At 47.7% G+C, this 19,865-nt stretch carries 14 protein-coding genes; 10 read left to right on the top strand and 4 right to left on the bottom strand.

All coding sequences use genetic code 11. From position 1 onward, the window contains the following. Positions 1–14 precede the first annotated feature (14 nt). The 4 genes from BT127_RS00205 (at position 15) to BT127_RS00190 (ending at position 3,975) form a co-directional block, all read left to right on the top strand. Entirely contained in the window at positions 15–1,322 is a 1,308-nt protein-coding gene (locus BT127_RS00205; protein ID WP_075423012.1) for a phenylacetate--CoA ligase family protein, read from the top strand. Positions 1,323–1,356: 34 nt separating this feature from the next. Next, positions 1,357–1,791 carry an ACT domain-containing protein gene (locus tag BT127_RS00200; protein ID WP_075423011.1) on the top strand — a complete coding sequence of 145 codons (435 nt, stop codon included), beginning with the start codon at positions 1,357–1,359 and terminating at the stop codon, positions 1,789–1,791. Between the two features lie 369 nt (positions 1,792–2,160). Further along, positions 2,161–2,595 (top strand): zinc ribbon domain-containing protein, encoded by a 435-nt coding sequence (locus tag BT127_RS00195; RefSeq protein ID WP_075423010.1) that lies wholly within the window; start codon positions 2,161–2,163, stop codon positions 2,593–2,595. Between the two features lie 51 nt (positions 2,596–2,646). Beyond that, complete coding sequence (locus BT127_RS00190) at positions 2,647–3,975, top strand: esterase/lipase family protein (RefSeq protein ID WP_139275332.1); 1,329 nt, start codon at positions 2,647–2,649, stop codon at positions 3,973–3,975. Here the strand turns inward: BT127_RS00190 and BT127_RS00185 are convergent. Continuing rightward, complete coding sequence (locus BT127_RS00185; protein ID WP_318257072.1) at positions 3,933–4,349, bottom strand: putative ABC transporter permease; 417 nt, start codon at positions 4,347–4,349, stop codon at positions 3,933–3,935. The genes BT127_RS00190 and BT127_RS00185 overlap by 43 nt on opposite strands. A 62-nt stretch (positions 4,350–4,411) precedes the next feature. On the opposite strand from BT127_RS00185, the gene malQ reads away from it, so the two are divergent. Continuing rightward, positions 4,412–5,884 (top strand): 4-alpha-glucanotransferase, encoded by a 1,473-nt coding sequence (gene malQ / locus BT127_RS00180; protein ID WP_075423009.1) that lies wholly within the window; start codon positions 4,412–4,414, stop codon positions 5,882–5,884. 121 nt (positions 5,885–6,005) lie between these two features. After that, positions 6,006–8,348: a glycogen/starch/alpha-glucan phosphorylase gene (locus BT127_RS00175; protein ID WP_318257071.1), complete on the top strand. Its 2,343-nt coding sequence runs from the start codon at positions 6,006–6,008 to the stop codon at positions 8,346–8,348. Positions 8,349–9,284: 936 nt separating this feature from the next. Here BT127_RS00175 and BT127_RS00170 read toward each other — a convergent pair. Beyond that, positions 9,285–9,923, bottom strand: a complete 639-nt coding sequence (locus BT127_RS00170; protein ID WP_075423007.1) for a dockerin type I domain-containing protein — start codon at positions 9,921–9,923, stop codon at positions 9,285–9,287. A gap of 597 nt (positions 9,924–10,520) precedes the next feature. On the opposite strand from BT127_RS00170, the gene BT127_RS00165 reads away from it, so the two are divergent. The 4 genes from BT127_RS00165 to BT127_RS00150 all read left to right on the top strand — a co-directional run bounded on the left by BT127_RS00165 (position 10,521) and on the right by BT127_RS00150 (position 15,169). Then, entirely contained in the window at positions 10,521–11,060 is a 540-nt protein-coding gene (locus BT127_RS00165) for a DUF3877 family protein (RefSeq protein WP_075423006.1), read from the top strand. Positions 11,061–11,196: 136 nt separating this feature from the next. After that, positions 11,197–12,576, top strand: coding sequence for an alpha/beta fold hydrolase (locus BT127_RS00160; RefSeq protein WP_075423005.1), 1,380 nt, complete (start codon positions 11,197–11,199; stop codon positions 12,574–12,576). 14 nt (positions 12,577–12,590) lie between these two features. After that, positions 12,591–14,858, top strand: a complete 2,268-nt coding sequence (locus BT127_RS00155; protein WP_075423004.1) for a Tex family protein — start codon at positions 12,591–12,593, stop codon at positions 14,856–14,858. After that, the gene (locus tag BT127_RS00150; RefSeq protein ID WP_075423003.1) at positions 14,858–15,169 is read left to right on the top strand and encodes a GIY-YIG nuclease family protein; all 312 of its coding nucleotides are present in this window, start codon (positions 14,858–14,860) and stop codon (positions 15,167–15,169) included. Before BT127_RS00155 ends, BT127_RS00150 begins: the two co-directional genes overlap by 1 nt. A 302-nt stretch (positions 15,170–15,471) precedes the next feature. On the opposite strand, the gene BT127_RS00145 is transcribed toward BT127_RS00150, so the two are convergent. Continuing rightward, positions 15,472–17,643, bottom strand: coding sequence for a leucine-rich repeat protein (locus BT127_RS00145; protein ID WP_075423002.1), 2,172 nt, complete (start codon positions 17,641–17,643; stop codon positions 15,472–15,474). A 71-nt stretch (positions 17,644–17,714) separates the two neighbouring features. After that, positions 17,715–19,808 (bottom strand): BspA family leucine-rich repeat surface protein, encoded by a 2,094-nt coding sequence (locus BT127_RS00140; RefSeq protein ID WP_075423001.1) that lies wholly within the window; start codon positions 19,806–19,808, stop codon positions 17,715–17,717. Positions 19,809–19,865: the final 57 nt, after the last annotated feature.

Below are 19,865 nucleotides of genomic sequence, written 5' to 3'. Positions count from 1 at the left end.
AGTATGAAGATCCAATGGAAAAGTATTGGAACCAGGAAATCGAATGTATGCCCCGTGAGGACATGAAAAAGCTCCAGGACGAACGTCTTGTGGCTCAGGTAAAACACGTTTACGAGAACGTGAAGTATTACCGTGACCTCATGGACGAAAAGGGTGTCAAGCCCGAGGACATCAAGTCTACTGACGATCTGCACAAGCTGCCCTTCATCAGCAAGGCTGACCTCCGCGAAGCTTACCCCTACGGACTCCTTGCAAAGCCTCTCGGAGACTGCGTAAGGATCCACTCGACAAGCGGAACAACAGGCAAACGAGTAGTTGCATTCTATACTCAGCACGATATAGACATATGGGATGAGTGCTGTGCAAGAGCTATCACCGCAGCAGGCGGTACTAACGAGGACGTTGTACAGATAGCTTACGGTTTCGGACTTTTCACAGGCGGTGCAGGTCTCAACGGCGGTTCACACAAGGTAGGATGTCTCACCCTTCCTATGAGCAGCGGAAATACAGACCGTCAGATCACATTTATGCGTGACCTCGGTGCTACCATTCTCTGCTGTACTCCTTCATATGCCGCTTACATCGGCGAGACTCTCCACGATATGGGACTTACTCCCGACGATATAAAGCTTAAGGCAGGTATCTTCGGTGCAGAGCCCTGGACCGAGGAAATGCGCCGTTCTATCGAGAATTCACTTGGCATCAAGGCTTACGATATCTACGGACTTACCGAGATAAGCGGTCCCGGCGTTGCCTTTGAGTGCAGCGAGCAGAGCGGTATGCATATCAACGAGGATAACTTCATCGCCGAGATAATCAACCCCGAAACAGGCGAAGTTCTCCCCGAGGGCGAGGTAGGCGAGCTTGTATTCACAAGCATCACCAAAGAGGCTTTCCCGCTTCTCCGCTACCGCACCCGTGACCTCTGCGTCCTTTCACGCAAAAAGTGCTCATGCGGACGTACTCTCGTGAAAATGGCAAAGCCTATGGGCAGAAGCGACGATATGATGATAATCCGCGGAGTTAACGTTTTCCCGAGCCAGATCGAGACAGTTCTCATCGAACAGGGCTATTCTCCGAACTACCTTATCGAGGTGGACCGTGTAAACAATACAGATACTATCGATATCAATGTTGAAATGAACCCCGATCAGCTCTCCGACAAGGTTAAGGACATGCAGGCTCAGGAAAGATCCCTTGCAGAAGCTATGAAGGCTATGCTCGGTATCAATCCGAAGGTTCACCTTGTAACACCAAAGTCCATAACAAGAAGCGAGGGCAAGGCTGTCCGCGTTATCGACCGCAGAAAGCTCCACGACTGATAAACCACACAATAAAGCATAAAGGAGGAATATTATGTCAAATGTAAGACAGATATCGGTTTTTGTAGACAATAAACCGAACCAGCTCACAGGTGTAATGAAGATACTCAAGGACTCAGGCATCAATGTTAGAGCCCTCAGCCTTGCGGATACAAAGGATTTCGGTATCCTCAGGATGATAGTCAACGATACGGATAAGGCATGTGAAACTCTCAAAGAAGCTTCATATGCAGTTACAGTTACAGAGATCGTTGCGATCTCTATCCCCGACACTCCGGGACAGCTCAGCCGTGTACTCGATATACTGGGCGCCGAGGGAGTTAACCTTGAATACCTCTATGCATTCCTGGGTACATCCGACAGAGCAGTTTCCTTCGTTATCCGTGTTGACGACAATGACAATGCTTCAGCTGCTCTCAACAAGGGCGGTATTATTCAGCTTACCGAAAATGATATATCAGAAATGTAAATAATTCACAAATCGTTCACCCTATTTTGAACATTTTTTGAAAACGCTTGACAATAATATTATTCGATTGTATAATTAATGTGTACTCAGTAACCGCCTTTGGGCGGTTACTGCCCCGAACTTTGTTCGGGGAGCGCAAATTCCCTAAAATATAAAGAATTTGTGCGTCACATTTCTTTATGTCAAGCTCATTTTGCCCGAAAGGGCAAAACAAAGTGCAAGAAAAAACTTTAATATCATTATTTTCTTGCACTTTGACAACTAAAAAATGGCTTTGGAAGCTATAATAAGCCATTTTTTAGTTGTTGAGCAGACATTAATTATTATATAGCTTTATGCGAGAAAAATATTCAATGGGAGTGATGAGAGATGAGTATTCTCGATACTATCGGCAGCGTAAGTAAGGGTGCGTCCGATAAGGCTAAAAGCATTTCAGAGGCTAACAACCTTAAAAGGAAGATCCTTTACGAGGAAGAAAGAATCGTTGAGATATTCACTGATATCGGCAAAAAGTACTACAAGAACCCCAATGAGGATCCTGCTACACTTAAGGTGCTTTGCGACGATATCGATACAAGACGCAGACGTATAAAGAAGATGAGATTCGAGCTTAACGGCATCAGAGGCTACAAGATATGTCCTAAGTGCGACGCCGAGGTCAACGAGCGCTTCCAGTTCTGCGGGCGCTGCGGCGCAAGACTTCCCGATGTTGAGGACGATGATTTTATGTCGCTTGAACCCAACGATTACTATACCGAAAGCAGCAATAACTTCTTCAATGCGGATTCTAACAAGAATTATTAATCACAAGGCTGTTCCGGTCATACGGAACAGCCTGTTTTTTTAGGAGGGACTATGAAAAAACTGTCATACCTCGCAGAACTGATACTCTTTCTGCTGTTCTGCAATACTATCCCACTTTGGAATGTATCTTCCCTGCCGACTGCCGTAATGGTGCTTATCACCGTATTCCTGTCGCTTGCTTTCCTGTGGATACTCATAAGGCGTGAAAAGACAGAGATCGATAACAGCCGCCTCAGACGCATGAAACGGGGATGCAGTCAGCTCAGGCTGGGAGGCTTCGCTGCTGCCGCAGAGATCGTAATACTGACAGTGTGGTTCATCATTACAGAAGCCTCTCCCCTTGCAAAGACTTTCGCCGTTATAATGCCGATACTCGCTGTGGGACTGGTCGTCATTGCAGGCGGTATCAGAGTCGCTTCAAGCTCGAAACAGATAAAGCTTACCGACCATATCCTTATGATGATGATGTGGTGGTTCCCCATAGTAAATATATTCCTGATACGAAAGTTCTATAAGACCGCAAGGCGTGAATTCATCGTGGAATCGGACAAAATAGAGCTTGAAAACGCCCGTGCGGAAAACGAGATATGCAAGACAAAATACCCCGTCCTCATGGTACACGGCATATTCTTCCGTGACTGGCAGTACCTTAACTACTGGGGCAGAGTTCCTGCATCTCTTAAGCGCAACGGCGCTGTAATATACTACGGCAAACAGCAGTCAGCCCGTGCTGTTGCGGACTGCGGCAAAGAGGTAAGGGACGCTATCATGAAGGTGCTTGAAGAAACAGGCGCCGAGAAAGTCAACATCATCGCCCACTCAAAGGGCGGACTGGATTCACGCTATGCCATCAGCTGTCTCGGTATGGACAAGTACGTTGCTACCCTCACTACCATAAACACTCCGCACAAGGGATGCGATATGGTTGATTTCCTCCTTGATAAGCTCCCGGACAGCTTTGCGGAGTTCCTTGCAAGGCGTTACAATAAGATATTCTCAAAGCTCGGCGACAAGGATCCCGATTTCCTTGCAGGCGTCCACGACCTCAGTGCGATACGTGCTAAGGCTTACGATGAGGAAATGCCTGATTCTCCCGATGTATCCTACCGAAGCGTCATGTCAGTCATGAGCAGTGCAGGTTCCGCAAGCTTTCCGCTGAACATCAGTTATATGCTGATAAAGAAGCTCAACGGTGCAAATGACGGTCTTGTGTGGGAGGAGTCCGCTAAACACGGAAGCTATCAGCTCATAACCACTCCCCAGAAGCGAGGCATAAGCCACGGCGATGTTATCGACCTTATGCGTGAGAATATCGAGAACTACGATGTACGTGAGTTCTATGTGGATATGGTACGCAGGCTTGCACAGGAGGGATTCTGACGGAAGATACTGCGTATACCGCTGCATACTCCGAAGGCAGGAAGGCATAATATGCTCCAGAAGCAGGAGAAGGGCAGACATATCTGTCCCATGAGATTCAGCGGCATATCCGAATAATCCCACACATTCCAGTCCATTATAATATTATCTATGATGCCTACGGGAAGCTCCGCAGAGGTTATTATAAGCGCTCCCGCAAGACAGCTCACAGGCAGCGATAACCTGCTTGTAAGGTCCGTAACGTAGAGTACGGCAAGGAGTATGCCCCCTGTAAGAGTCATAGTCCAGTGGGTGTAGCCACGGAGAAGTATCTCCACAAGGCCATAGAGAAAAAATCCCATAAAAAAAGTAAAAACACATTCATAAAGCTTCATTGAAAGACCTCCGCTTCTATTATCTGCGGAGGAAGAAGCTATATACATATCGAGGTGCAAACATGAGAAAAAGCTGTATACTGATGCATATTTCAAGCCTGCCTTCCGAGTACGGCATAGGCAAAATGGGAAAACACGCATTTGCTTTCGTGGACTTCCTTAAAAGCTCGGAGACAAAGTGCTGGCAGATACTCCCCCTTTCACCTACAAGCTACGGTGATTCGCCCTATCAGTCCTTCTCGGTGAACGCAGGCAACCCCTATTTCATCGACTTTGAAGTGCTTGAGGGTGACGGTCTCCTTGAAAGAGAGGACTACGCCGATACGGTCTGGGAAACAGATGCGGACAAGGTGGATTACAGTCTTATCTACGACCGCTGCTTCGGAGTTCTGAGGGCGGCTTATTCACGCTTCCGTGCGACGAAATTCCCTGCCTACAGACGCTTCTGCAATGACAACAAGGACTGGCTCGAGGAGTACGCACTGTTCATGGCTCTTAAGGAGCAGAACGGCGGTGCGCCCTGGTATGAGTGGAAAAACGATATTGCCATGCACCGTCCCAAGGCTGTAGCCGAGGCCAAAAAGGAACTTAAAAAGGAAATAGGCTTCCACAAGTTCGTACAGTTCGAGTTCTACCGCCAGTGGAAGGCACTGAAAAAATACGCCAATGACAACGGCATCTCCATCATCGGTGATATACCGATATACTGCGCTCTGGACAGCGTCGAGGTATGGGCTTCGCCTAAGCTCTTCATGCTGGACAGAAAACACCTTCCTACAGCTGTTGCAGGCTGTCCTCCCGACGATTTTTCACCTACGGGACAGCTATGGGGCAACCCTCTCTATGACTGGGCACAGCATAAGAAAACAGGCTATAAATGGTGGATAGACCGCATAAGGAAAGCCTCTGAGCTTTACGATACCGTCCGCATAGACCACTTCCGCGGCTTCGAGAGCTTCTACACTATCCCCTACGGAAACGAGGATGCAACTGTAGGCGAGTGGAAAAAAGGTCCCGACTACGAGCTTTTCCGCATGGCTGAGGAAAAACTGGGCAAGCTTGATATCATAGCAGAGGATCTCGGATTCCTTACACAGGAAGTCCGTGATATGCTTGCAAAGTGCGGATACCCCGGCATGAAGGTATTGCAGTTCGGCTTCTCGGACGGCGAAAACGAGTATCTCCCACATAACTTCACAACTACCAACTGCTACGCCTATACAGGTACCCACGATAACGATACCCTTCGGGGCTGGGTGGAGAAAATGGACAAGAAGTCCCTTAAATTCGCCATGAAGTACCTTGACGTGAAGAAGAAAAAGGACATCCCTATGGCGGTCATACGTCAGACATGGGGCAGCGTTGCAATGGTGGCTGCCGCACAGATACAGGATTTCCTTGAAAGTCCCCGTGAGGGCAGGATGAATACTCCCTCCACCCTCGGAAATAACTGGCAGTTCCGCACACATAAGGAGGACTTCACTCCCCAGCTTGCAAGAAAAATAAAGAAACTCAACAGGATGTACAACCGATGAAAAAACTGATTCCCACACTGACGGAATTACTCATGCTTACGGGATGCGGCGATTTAGATATCAACCGCGAGCATATGAAAGAAGCAAATCAATAAAGCAAAAATGAATGATGGAGGATAATATGGATAAGAGAGTATTTACAGAGAAATTCACAGGCAGACTTCCAAAAGATATAAAGTCTGCAACGCCCCAGCAGCTTCACAACGCACTGGGCGATACCATAATGGAGATGTACTCGGAGCGCTGGAACAACAGCCGTCAGAAGCACCTTTCAGGCAGACGTGCCGCTTACCTTTCAATGGAGTTCCTTGTGGGACGTGCCGTTTACGATAACCTTGTGTGCCTTGGCATCTATCACGAGGTGGACGAAGTATTCCGTCAGCTCGGTGTATCCCTTGCTGACCTTGAAGTTATAGAGGACGCCGCTCTCGGCAACGGCGGTCTCGGACGTCTTGCCGCATGCTTCCTTGATTCAGCCGCAACTCTCGGACTTCCCCTTGACGGCTACGGTATACGCTATAAGTACGGTCTGTTCAGACAGTCCATAGTGGACGGCTTCCAGAAAGAGGATATCGACGACTGGACCAGATACGGAGACCCCTGGTCAAAGCGCTGCGACGAGGATACAGTCCTTGTTGAGTATAACGGTCAGACAGTCAAGGCAGTTCCCTATGATATGCCCGTTTTCGGATGCAAGACCGATAACGTCGGAACTCTCCGCCTCTGGCAGGCTGAACCTGTAAAGGAGTTCGATTTCGATATCTTCAATCAGCAGAACTACCTTGAAGCTTCAAAGGAGAAGATATTCGCCGAGGATATCTCACGTGTACTCTACCCCAATGACGATACGAACGAGGGAAAGAAACTCCGCCTTAAACAGCAGTATTTCTTCAGCTGCGCTTCACTTACGGATATCATACGCAAGCACAAGGCTGTTTTCGGCGGTCTTGATGACCTTGCAGAACATATCACCATCCAGCTCAACGATACCCACCCTGTTATATCTATCCCCGAGCTTATACGTCAGCTTGTGGACAACGAGGGCTGGAGCTTCGATAAGGCTCTTGATACCGCAAAGAAGGTATTCAACTACACCAACCATACCGTTATGCAGGAAGCCCTTGAAAAGTGGGACTGCTCACTGGTTGACGAGCTTCTTCCGAGGATATACAGCATTATCATACAGATTAGCGAAACTCTCATTGCGGATATGTACGCTTCGGGAGTTCCGAAGGAAAAGACCGACCGCATCCGCATAATAAAGGACGGACGCATCCACATGGCTGATATGGCTTGCTACGCTTCTTCACATATCAACGGAGTTGCCGAGATACACACACAGATACTGAAGGACACTGTTCTTGCTGACTGGTTCAGCCTTTACCCCGAACGCTTCCGCAACGAGACCAACGGTATAACTCAGCGCCGCTGGCTTGCGCTCTGCAACCCACGTCTGGCGGAACAGATAACCGAGCTTCTTGAAGGTGACGGCTGGATGACCGACCTCAGCAGGCTTAAAGAGCTTGAAAAATATGCAGACGATAAAGAAGTTCTCAGCAGGTTCGTCCGTGAAAAGAACTACAACAAGACTCTCCTTACGCACTATATCTACAACAAGGAGGGCATCGACCTCAGTCCCGACCTGATATTCGATATACAGATAAAGCGCCTTCACGAGTATAAACGTCAGCTTCTGAACGCCTTCTCGATACTGTGGATATACTACGGCATCAAGGACGGAAGCATAAAGAATTTCCGTCCCACAGCGTTCATCTTCGGAGCAAAGTCAGCCCCGGGCTACCGCAGGGCAAAGGCTATCATCAAGTATATAAACGAAGTCGGCAGAGTTGTCTCATCCGATCCCGATACAAGGGACCTTATCAAGGTGGTATTCGTGCAGAACTACAATGTCAGCTATGCGGAGAAACTCGTTGCCGCAGCCGATATATCAGAGCAGATATCTACCGCAGGTACAGAGGCATCGGGTACGGGCAATATGAAGCTTATGCTGAACGGCGCAGTTACACTCGGTACCTATGACGGTGCGAATATCGAGATAGTTCAGGAGGCAGGCGAGGAGAACAACTACATCTTCGGCGCAAGAGTTGAGGAGCTTAAGGAGATAGTCCCCGAATATGACAGCAGAAGCGTTTTTGCAGGCAACTCTATGATACGCAGGGTGGTTTCCTCGCTGATAGACGGTACTGTCTCGGACGGCGGAAGCGGTGATTTCCGTGAACTCTATACCGCCCTTCTGGACGGCGCAAGCTGGCATGAACCCGACCACTATTACCTTCTTGGGGATATGCGTTCATACGTCGAGGCGAAACTCAAAGCTATAAGCGACTACAGCAACGACCGTGCAGCATTTGCACGTAAGCAGTGGCTCAATATGTGCAACGCAGGAAAGTTCAGCTCCGACAGGACAATAGCTGACTACGCCGAGAATATCTGGAAATTATAAGTAGGGGGCGATGCCTACATCGCCCCTTTAGTTTTCAGAAATCAGAAAGTAGAAAGCAGTAGGGGCGCATTCCGTGCGCCCTTTTTAATTTGGAATTCGGAATGTGGAATTCGGAATTATTGTGTCCCCTGTCGGGGACGAATCTGAATGTGTGTTAACCGTACAATCACCTGTAACCCTGATACCATGTAGGGACGACCATTGGTCGTCCGCATGTATAATGCAAATATGTATGAAAACGGACGGCGAATCGCCGTCCCATTGGCAAACGTACAATAGTCCGCAACCCTGATACCCTGTAGGGGCCGCCTTCGGCGGTCCGTTGTATATGACCGTATATATTGGATCATGCGGGCTGCCAAAGACAGCCCCTACAATGTTTTATTCATATTATTAGGGTTAACATCGGGCGCACGGAATGCGCCCCTACGATTGTTTTACCATAATTATATGGTTATCTGCGGAACGCCAAGGGTGGCGTTCCCTACAAATCAAATGTGAACGATTTATGAACGTCCTGCTCATCTTTACAGTGTGAGCAGTTGAGCAGTTGAGCAGTTGAATTGTTCCTTGCAAAAGAAAAGGGCGCACGTACATCCACATGCAACCCTGATACCATGTAGGGGCTGATGCCTACATCAGCCCTGCCTTACAATATGTAAATTATCGGGGCGATGTGGGTGACTCCCCCCAGTGTGGGGAGATGTCAGCGAAGCTGACAGAGGGGACGGGCGACGGTTAGGAGTCGCCCCCTACAAGTTAAATGTTAACGATTTATGAACGTCCTGCTCATCTTTACAGTGTGAGCAGTTGAGCAGTTGAGCAGTTGAAATGTTCCCTGCAAAAGAAAAGGGCGCACAATGAGTACGCCCCTACACATATATGTACGATTACCAACGGGACGTCGTGGACGCCGTCCCCTACACTGATTTTTGCTTACTGCTCTGCTTCTTCGGTCAAGTTTTCATGTGACTGCTCGGAAACAGTCTTCCACCATTCAAGAAGCGCCTCCTCATCTTCGGGTGAATCAACAGGAGGAAGGGATGCAAGCCAGTTATGAAACTCCTCGGGATCTGCATCCGAAGGCATAGACGGCCATGTGGGAAAGCCGTTCCATGCAGGAAGATTGAATGGACTGTTAAGGATAGTATTAATGTCAAAGGGTTCGGTCTCAGGCCACTCTAAGTCAAAATTGAATGGGAAAAGCTCCGATATATCGGTGTTAAGGAGCTTATCAAGAAACTCCTCTATAGTCTCCAGACCGCCTGTTGAGGTGTAGGAGTAGTATTGCAGGGCGTATGAAGCATCAGAGGAATCTATCTTGCCGTCCTCGTTTACGTCGGCAGCTTTGAGGAGTGTCTCTGCCAGTTCGAGTTCACCGCCTGTAGAGAGTATCGAGTAGTTTACAAGAATGGATGTAGCATCTGATGCATCGACTTTTCCGTCGCCGTCTGCATCGCCGAGAGATACTGCGGAATCCTCCTCAGCCTGTGAAACGAGAGCTGTAACAGGTGAAACTGCACAGACAGCGAATGACGCAGAAAGAGCCAGTGATAAGAGTTTTGTGTTCTTCATTTTAATTACCTCCTTAAAGGTTCGCGGTCAGTTTGTGATTCTATTATACTTCAATTTCCTGCAAATGTCAATTGTGAGATAAGAACTCAGAAATCAGAAAGCAGTGTAGGGACGGCCATTGGCCGTCCGCAGATAACCGTACATTTATGGTAAAACAATTGTAGGGGCGCATTCCGTGCGCCCGTGATAACCAAATTATGATGAATCAATTGTAGGGGCTGCCTTTGGCAGCCCGCATGATCCAATATATACGGTCATATACAACGGACCGCCGAAGGCGGCCCCTACAGGGTATCAGGGTTACAGGTGGATGTACGTGTAATGACGGGCGCACGGAATGCGCCCCTACTGCTTTCTACTTTCTGATTTCTGAAAACTAAAGGGGCGATGTAGGCATCGCCCCCTACACGGTATCAGGGTTACAGGTGGTTGTACGTGTAATGACGGGCGCACGGAATGCGCCCCTACTGCTTTCTGCTTTCTGTGCTCTGATTACTGTGCGGACGGCGAATCGCCGTCCCTACACTAATTTGCTTATTTCGGGAAAGTGTGATATAATTAATGCAAAGCATCAATATATAACACGGAGGTATCAACATGGATCATCAGAGACTCGAAAAAAACATCATGGATAATATACGTGAAGGTCAGCTGAAACTCGGCTATGAGGAGCGTCCCATAAGCTTCAATTACCTTACCTCCTCCCTCTGTCACCTGCTGGGTACTGAGGATATCGAGGGCGGCGAACTGCTGGACTTCCTTACCTACACTTACCCGCGTCTGGGAAAGGTCTCGTTCTCTCCCATAAGGGACGGCTACTGCGTAACGGTCTCTGCCGAGGGCACTGCCTACGTCCACTCGCACCCCGATAAAAGCCGCTTCCTTATCGACTTCATAGAGACAGTCCGCAATCACCACAATACCATAGAGGATGTCTTTGCGGTCTTTAACCGCCACTCGGGAAGCGTTACTATCGAGGAACTGCACAACGAGGAATTCGATTACCTTGTTTACTTCGCCGACGGTATCCCCGATGACTACCGCTACTGCCTTACCCTCGAACCCTGCATGGACGGCGGATGCCACATAACCTATCACCGCTTCATCCCCGAGGACTATGAGGATTTCGGTTTCTGAAATGCCGCTTACTCCCGTAAATACGCCGTTTGACGGGAATACTTGCTTTTTTCTGCAAAATGTGGTATAATCAATTTGTTTCAATTGCTTCCGCGAAACGTTCAGGCGGAGCATAATTTTCAGAGGAGGTTTTTTCATGCTGAATGCAGATACTCGTGAGTTCACCTTTACTTCCGAATTCGACGGACTCGAAATATCAGCCGTAATAGCTGTACCTTCGGGCAATATCAACGGCGTTGTGCAGATCGTTCACGGCATGAACGAATATAAGGAAAGATACTTCCCCTTTATGGATTACCTTGCAAGCGAGGGATTCGTATCAGTTATACACGATAACAGAGGTCACGGAAAAAGTATTGTCAAGGAAGAGGACCTCGGATTCATGTACCGAAACGGCGGTATGGGTTTCGTTGAGGATATAGCTCAGCTCACACGCAGAGTAAGGGCGAATTACCCTACATACCCCTATTTCCTTGTGGGACACAGTATGGGTTCGCTGGGCGCAAGATGCTTCCTTAAGGAACACGATGCCGAGATAAACGGTCTTATCGTAATGGGATGCCCCTGCTACAGCAGGTTCTCGGGATTCGCAAGAAGCGTGGATTCCGCAGTTTCAAAGCGTCTCGGAAGCAGATTCAGAAGCGAGAAGATATATGAGATATCGGAAAAAACTCTCAACAAGCGCTTCACCAAAGCAGGCGAAACTACTCCCCGTTCATGGATATGCAGCGATAAAGAAGTAGTGAACGCATTCAACAGCGATCCCCTTTGCAGCTTCAGATATACCCTTAACGGCTATGAGAGCCTTCTCTGGCTCATGCGTGAGACCTACTCGAAAAAAGGCTGGAGAGTATCGAATCCAAAGCTGCCTATACGCTTCATCTCGGGCAGGGACGACCCCTGTATGCTCAGCGAGAAGAAGTTCTTCGAGGCTATGTCAGTCCTCGAAAATGTCGGATATACAAGTATCTCTCACCGCTTCTTCGACGGTATGCGCCACGAGATACTCAACGAGAAAAACAACATGAATGTTTACAAGGATATCGCCAAGACTCTCTATTCGTGGATAGACCGTCTTCAGGAGCTTGCTGTCGAGATACAGGTGCCCACAGAGGGCGAAGCTGTACCTGCGGTAAATGGAGTGCCTGCACCCGTACAGGAGGCTGTCCCCGAAGCAAGACCTGCGGCAGAACAGAGACCTGCTCAACAGACCGCTATCCCTGCGGATGCTGATGTATTCGATATCCTCGAAGCTGTTCAGCCTGACGGCACTGCACCTATAATGGAAGCTGCTCCTGCACCTTCCTCCATAAACATCGATATACCTGCTGAAGCACCTGCCGAAAGCAAGGTCGGCTCGGAAGTTCTGGAGATACTCGAATCCGTACCCGAATCAGACCACACCGATATACCGCAGGAAGAACCCAAGCTTGAACCTGCGGAACAGGTAAAGGCAGCAGCCGCAGAGGTTCTGGACCTCATAGAAGCAGCAGAATCAGGCATCATGCCTCAGTAATGAAAGGATAAGAAATGGATATTAACAAAACTCTTGCAAAAGAATTCGGACTTAAACAGGAACAGGTGGATAATACCGTTGCCCTCATCGACGACGACAAGACTATCCCCTTTATCGCACGTTACCGTAAGGAGCTTACAGGTTCACTGGATGACCAGATACTCCGTGAGCTATATGACAGACTTATGTACCTCCGAAACCTTGAAAAGCGCAAGGAGGAAATAACAAACTCCATTACAGAACAGGAGAAGATGACTCCCGAGATAGAAGCCGCAATAAGCGCAGCTGCTACACTTGTGGAGGTTGAGGATATTTACCGTCCCTTCAAACCGAAGAGACGTACCCGTGCAAGCATCGCAAGAGAGAACGGTCTCGAACCACTTGCAGAGCTTCTTCTTGCACAGGATAACGCTACGGACCCCGAGAAGGAAGCCGAGGCTTTCATAAACGAGGAAAAGAACGTTCCCGACGTAAAGACTGCATTACAGGGCGCTATGGACATCATCGCAGAGGATATCTCCGACGATGCGGACATCCGTAAGAAGCTCCGTGCCCTCGCAGGCGAAAAGGGCGAACTTGTATCAAAGGCTTCCGATCCCGAGGCTGAAACTGTATACATGACCTACTACGACTACAGCGAGCCTATCCCGAAGGTAGCTAACCACCGTGTTCTCGCTCTTGACAGAGGTGAGAAGGAGGGTGCCCTCAAGGTATCTGTAGTTCTTGAGGAATCAGGTGCAACAGACATAATCCTCGGCAAATACATAAAGAACAACAACGCTTGCGGCGAACTGGTAAGAGCTGCCGCAGAGGACAGCTACAAGCGTCTCATATTCCCATCTATCGAGCGTGAGATACGCTCTGAGATGAGCGCAAAGGCTGCTGAGGAATCCATAAAGGTATTCGCAGCTAACCTCCGTCAGATGCTCCTCCAGCCCCCTATGAAGAACAGCGTCATCCTCGGTCTGGACCCAGGTTACGCTCACGGCTGCAAGTCCGCTGTTATAGACAGCACAGGCAAGGTGCTGGATACAGCTATCATCTACCCTACAGGCTCGGCAGGTGCCGTTGAAGCCGCAAGGAAAAAGGTCAAGCAGTTCATCGAACAGTACGGCGTTACAGCTATATCTATCGGCAACGGTACAGCTTCAAGGGAGACCGAGGCTTTCACTGCCGATATAGTCAAGGAAACAGGCGGAAAGGTAAGCTACATGATAGTCAACGAGGCAGGCGCTTCGGTATACTCCGCTTCAAAGCTCGCAGCTGAGGAGTTCCCCGAGTATGACGTTTCTATCAGAGGCGCTATCTCTATCGCAAGACGTCTTCAGGATCCCCTTGCCGAACTGGTAAAGATAGAACCAAAGGCTATCGGTGTCGGACAGTATCAGCACGATATGCCCCAGGCACGTATGAGCGAAGCTCTCGGCGGTGTCGTTGAGGACTGCGTTAACTCTGTCGGCGTTGACCTGAATACAGCTTCCTACTCCCTCCTCTCCTACATCGCAGGCATCAATGCATCAGTTGCAAAGAACATCGTCGCTTACCGTGAGGAAAACGGCAGGTTCACAGACCGTAAGGAGCTTATGAAAGTGCCTAAGCTCGGCAAAAAGGCCTTCGAGCAGTGTGCAGGCTTCCTGAGAGTACGTGACGGCAAGAACCCTCTTGATAATACAGCAGTTCACCCAGAAAGCTACGCAGCAGCATCCTCGCTCCTCAGCGAGTGCGGATTCACCCTTGCAGACGTTGCAGAGGGCGGAGCTTCGGGAATAAACGATAAGGCAGAGAGCATTGGTATCGAAAAGATAAGCAGCTCTCTCGGTATAGGCGTACCTACCCTCACAGACATCATCGGAGAGCTTAAAAAGCCGGGACGTGACCTCCGTGACGAGCTTCCTCCTCCGCTCATGAGAAGCGGCGACGTTATGGAAATAAAGGACCTTAAGCCCGGTATGGAGCTTGTTGGTACAGTCCGCAACATCATCGACTTCGGCGCATTCGTAGACATCGGCGTTCACGAGGACGGTCTTGTTCACGTATCACAGATATGCAGCAGATTCATCAAGCACCCTCTTGAAGCTGTCAAGGTGGGAGAGGTAGTAAAGGTAAGAGTCCTGGATGTAGACGTAAAGAGAAACCGTATCTCACTTACCATGCGTCTTGACGATGAAGCTGAAAAGAAGGAACAGCGTCAGCAGCGTCCAAAGAAGAAGGAAAAGCGTGAGCAGAAGGGATTCGATCCTTCAAGACTCAGAAACAGCAGCTTCCGCATCAAGCAGAAGTAATGTACTATGTATATATCATAAAATGCAAAGGCGGACTTCTCTATACGGGCATAACCACCGATATTGAGAGACGCTTCGCCGAACATTCGGGCAGACTTGCAGGCGGTGCGAAATTCACCCGTTCTCATCCTCCCGAGAGTATAGAAGCAGTCTGGAGCGCTTCGGACAGAAGTACGGCATCAAAGCTTGAATACGTCATAAAGCACCTGACTAAAACTCAGAAGCTTGAACTAATAGCCGACGATTCATGCCTTTCCCGCTTCTTCGGAGAGGATTCCCGTCTGTATCACCGTGAAGAAGTATCATACTGATGCGGAACCGTAAGTATGATCGCATAGAAAATCATATGTGTTTATTTGGGTGGATCTTTTTGATAAAGGTCCACCTGATTTCTTTTTAAGCCTTCTATTGAAATTTACAGCCTTACAGTTCGTTCTGCCGCAGATAAATAATGCGGCAGTTTTTTGTTTAACGAACTGTAAGGCTGTAAATTTGGATAAGAAAGTCTTTGGAAAGGGGTTCGGGGAAGAACCTTTCCTCAGAAAGGTTTTCCCCGATAAACCACATATAACTATTCTATACAAGCAGACCTTATGGTTTCACATCAGGTATGTCATTTCTTGTCGGTTGCTGTAGAGTCGGGAAGACTTTTGATTATTTTAGCGTCAAGGCGCTGGATGGAAAGGGCGTCCATAGCAGTTACGCCGTCGCCTGTATCGCAGCAGTCCGCATTGGCAAGCGCCTGTCCTTCAAGCTTGTATTTGCTGCCGTTTGCAACGTACTGGAGTATCACCAGTGCATCCGAAAGGGTAACATCGCCGTCGAGGTTAGCGTCACCGACCTTGTTTGATACGGGCTTTGTAGGTTCAGTGCTGCCGCCTTTCAGCTCCTTGAATGTGTAGCCGTTGTCCTTAGCAAATGCCTCTGCGGCTGAACCCTTATATCCGCATATCTCCTTTAGGGCACTGCATCCGCTGAACATTTCAGCATCGAGTTCTGTCACAGATGCGGGGATAGTTATGGATACAAGTCCCGAATCGTTTGAAAACGCACCCTTGCCTATATGTGTGACCTTATCAGGAATAACTATATTTCCGAGCATTTCAAGTCCCTTGAAAGCACCGTCGCCGATGCTTACAACGCTGTCGGGTATGGTTATCTCTTTAACCTCGCCGTACTGTTTCATATCTTCACTGCTGCCGTCTGCATCTTTAAACCTCTGCATGTTGTTATAGAATGCATAGTCCGCAATTATTTCTGTACCCTCGGGTATGTCGTACTTATCACACTTTCTCACAGGGAAACGAAGAAGTGTCTTGCCAGACTTGTCAAAGAGTACGCCGTCCACGCTCTTGAAGTTCTTATTCTCGGGAGCAACATGTATAGCTGTAAGTCCTGCACAGTCTGCAAGTGCATTTGTTCCGAGCTTTGTGAAGCCCTTTGGCAGTTCAAATCCTATTATAGAACTGCTGTCATAGAAAGCGTATTCGCCGAGTCCTGTAAGTGTAGAAGGCAGGTAAACGTATTCAAGCTTTGAACAGTCGTAGCCTACGTAGCTTCCTATATATGTTATGCCCTCATCAAATATCATACGCTTCGGACAATCGAAAAACTGGTCAATGAACGGCTGTTCATCCGATGACTTGAAATCGTACATGGGACCGCTTCCCTTGAATACAAGGGTATCATCCAGAACATAGCATGTAACATCGTCGCCGCACTTTACCTCCTCAGTGCCCTCTTTTATCTCGGGCAAAGGCTGGGTATTTGTTCCGTTATAACTGCCGAGCGACTCGAACTCAAGTCCTTCCTCTGCCGCAAACTCGTGTGCATATGATACATCATAGCTCTTTACCTTGAAATTATAATCCGACGAGAAGAATGATATGCCTGTAAGCTGACAGTAAGGATTCAGGAATGTTACTTCCTTAAGTCCCTTGCATTCCCTGAGACCGGAAAGAGATACAGACTCCATACCTTCGGGGAAAGTAAGCTTTTCAAGGTTCATCATATTATTCAGACCGTCTTCCTCGATAGTCTTCAAAGAGGAAGGCAGATACAGTTCCTTAAGCGGACCGTAATAATTGTCCCCGTCCTTTACAGGGAGAGTGCTTCCGAAAGCGCATGAGCATATAGTTTCTACGCCTGTTGGTATCTGATAGATATCATCCTGTTTTCCGAAAGGATAGCATATCAGCTGCTTCATGTCCTTGCTGAAAACTACTCCGCCAATACTCCTGTAGTTCTCATTCTTTTCGTCTACATTCACGTTTTCAAGCAGTACACAGCAGTCCAGTGCAGTAGGAGCGAATATTTTTGTGCCTGCGGGAATATCAAGTTCAGTTATCGGAGCGCTGACAAATGCACGGTCATATATTGCCTGAACAGTAGAAGGAAGCTTAACCTCCTGAAGTCCGACACAATAAAGGAAAGTTGCTGCACCTACTGTAGTTACCCCTTCTTCAATAACGACCTTTTTTATGTCGCTCTGTCCCATAAAAGGTGAAGTACCGTCCGTTATGAGTTTACCGTCTATATTTTCGCCGCTGATAGAGATATTGACCGAGGGACGCTCGTAATTGTACATCGGTCCCGTACCGCTGACAGTGAGAGTTCCGTCATCGGAAAGTTCGTATGTAACGTTCTCGCCGCATTTTCCTGTCTTTTCAAACTTTGTCTCTGCGGCGATTACACTTGTCTGCGGTGTTACGAGTCCCGTTACGGGAGCGGTACCTGCGAGTGAAGCGAGTGCAAGGGCGAATGCTGTTAATTTTCTTATTTTCATAATAATACCTCCAAAAATTTTATCCTATATCATTTGGACAGAGGGGATATGTTTCCCCTCTGTTTTAAGCTTTATTTCTGGTATGACTCGGGAAGAGTAGTTACCAGTTTTGCATCGTATTTCTGTATTGTGAGAGCGTCCATTGCTGTCAGACCGTCTCCCCTGTTATAAACGTCTGCGTTGAGCTCTGCCTGTTCGGACATCTCGTACTTCTGTCCGTTTGCTACATGCTGGAGTATCAGAAGCGCATCTGAAAGGCTGACATCTCCGTCGAGGTTTGCGTCACCGTACACAACATCAGTCCTGGTCGGTTCAACCATGCGGATGTATGTGCCGCCTGTGCCTTTGTTTTTGAAAACGGCGTGCTCTTTGCTGCCGCTGATAAGGACTTCGGGAGCGTCCTTATTCGCCCAGCCACCATCGTTCGGCAATTCAAGAGAACCTGTTATATCATTGAAATTCTTTCCGAGGCTCAGTGTTGCAAGGAGATCACAGTTTTCAAACATCCACCTAATATCTTTGACCTTGCTTGTATCAAAGCTGCTCAAATCAAGCGATGTAAGGGAAGAACAGTCACTGAACATCCATTTCATATCCTCGGCTTTACTTGTATCAAAATTGCTAAGATCAAGGGATGTAAGGGAAGCACACCCGTTGAACATACTAGCCATATCTGCGACATTGCTTGTATCAAAATTACTCAAGTCAAGTGAGGTAAGTGAAGAGCAGCCGATGAACACACCTCTCATACCTGTGACATTGCTTGTATCAAAACTACTCAGGTCAACCGATGTAAGGGAAGAACAGCGCGTGAACATATTACCAATATTGGTGACCTTGCTTGTATCAAAACTGCTCATATCAACTGATGTAAGTGAAGAGCAGGCGTAGAACATCAAACTCATATCTGTGACATTGCTTGTATCAAAATTGCTAAGATCAAGGGATGTAAGGGAAAAGCAGTTGATGAACATTACATTCATATTTGTAACATTGCTTGTATCAAAGCTGCTAAGATCAATGGATGTAAGTGAAGAGCAGTCGTAGAACATTCCTTCCATATCTGTGACACTGCTTGTATCAAAACTACTCAGGTCAAGGGATGTATAAGCACAGTCCCTGAACATGTAACTCATATTTGTGACCTTGCTTGTATCAAAGCTACTCAGGTCAAGGGATGCAGAATCACAGTCACAGAACATGCCACGCATACTTGTGACACTGCTTGTATCAAAACTGCTAAGGTCAACTGATGTAAGGGAATAGCAGTGCTCAAACATACCAGTCATATCTATGACATTGCTTGTATCAAAACTGCTAAGGTCAACCGATGTAAGGGAACGGCAGCTACTGAACATATTCCCCATTTCTTCGACCTTGCCTGTATCAAAGCTGCTTAGATCAAGGGATGTAAGGGAAGAACAGTCTTTGAACATCCTTCTCATATCTGTGACATTGCTTGTATCAAAATTGCTCAGGTCAATAGCTGTAAGAGAATAACAGTCGCCGAACATACTGAACATATTTGTGACCGTGCTTGTATTAAAATTGCTCAGGTCAAGGAATTCAAGAGATGAACAATAGTTGAACATTCCTATCATATCTGTGGCCTTGCTTGTATCAAAGCTGCTCAAGTCCAGCGATGAAAGAGCAGAACACTTTTCGAACATACTGTGCATATTTGTGACATTACTTGTATCAAAACCGCTCAAGTCCAGCGATGAAAGAGCAGAACACTTTTCGAACATACTGTGCATATTTGTGACACTGCTTGTATCAAAATTGTTCAGATCAAGCGATTGAAGGGAAGAGCAGTGGTAGAACATACCACCCATGTCTGTGACACTGCTTGTGTCTGCATTTGAAAGATCAATTGATTCGCAGTTAGAATACTCTGAGAACAGAGAATTGCAGCTTTTAGGGAAAACAGTTCCCGGATCTGCTTTTATGTTCTTGACATCTTCTTTCTGCTTAAAGCCTGTTATCTCTTCAAGTACCACGTTACCGCTCAGCGTCAGTACGCCGGTTTCGCTGTCGAATGTATAGCAGCTTTCCTCCGCATTGGCAGTTATCGAAAAGTCGCTGAACGCAGGAGCACTGTAGCCTGCTGCGCCGCCTATCATCAGTAAAGCAAACACTGCCGCAATAAAACGTTTCATCTTCATAATTAATACCTCCAAAAATTTTATCCTATATCATTTTGACAGAGGGGAGATGTTTCC

Source organism: Ruminococcus sp. XPD3002 (genome assembly GCA_900119535.1).
Lineage (GTDB): Bacteria > Bacillota > Clostridia > Oscillospirales > Ruminococcaceae > Ruminococcus > Ruminococcus flavefaciens_H.
The sequence above is the reverse complement of the archived record's forward strand: the minus strand, read 5'-3'. Positions and strand labels throughout refer to the sequence as shown.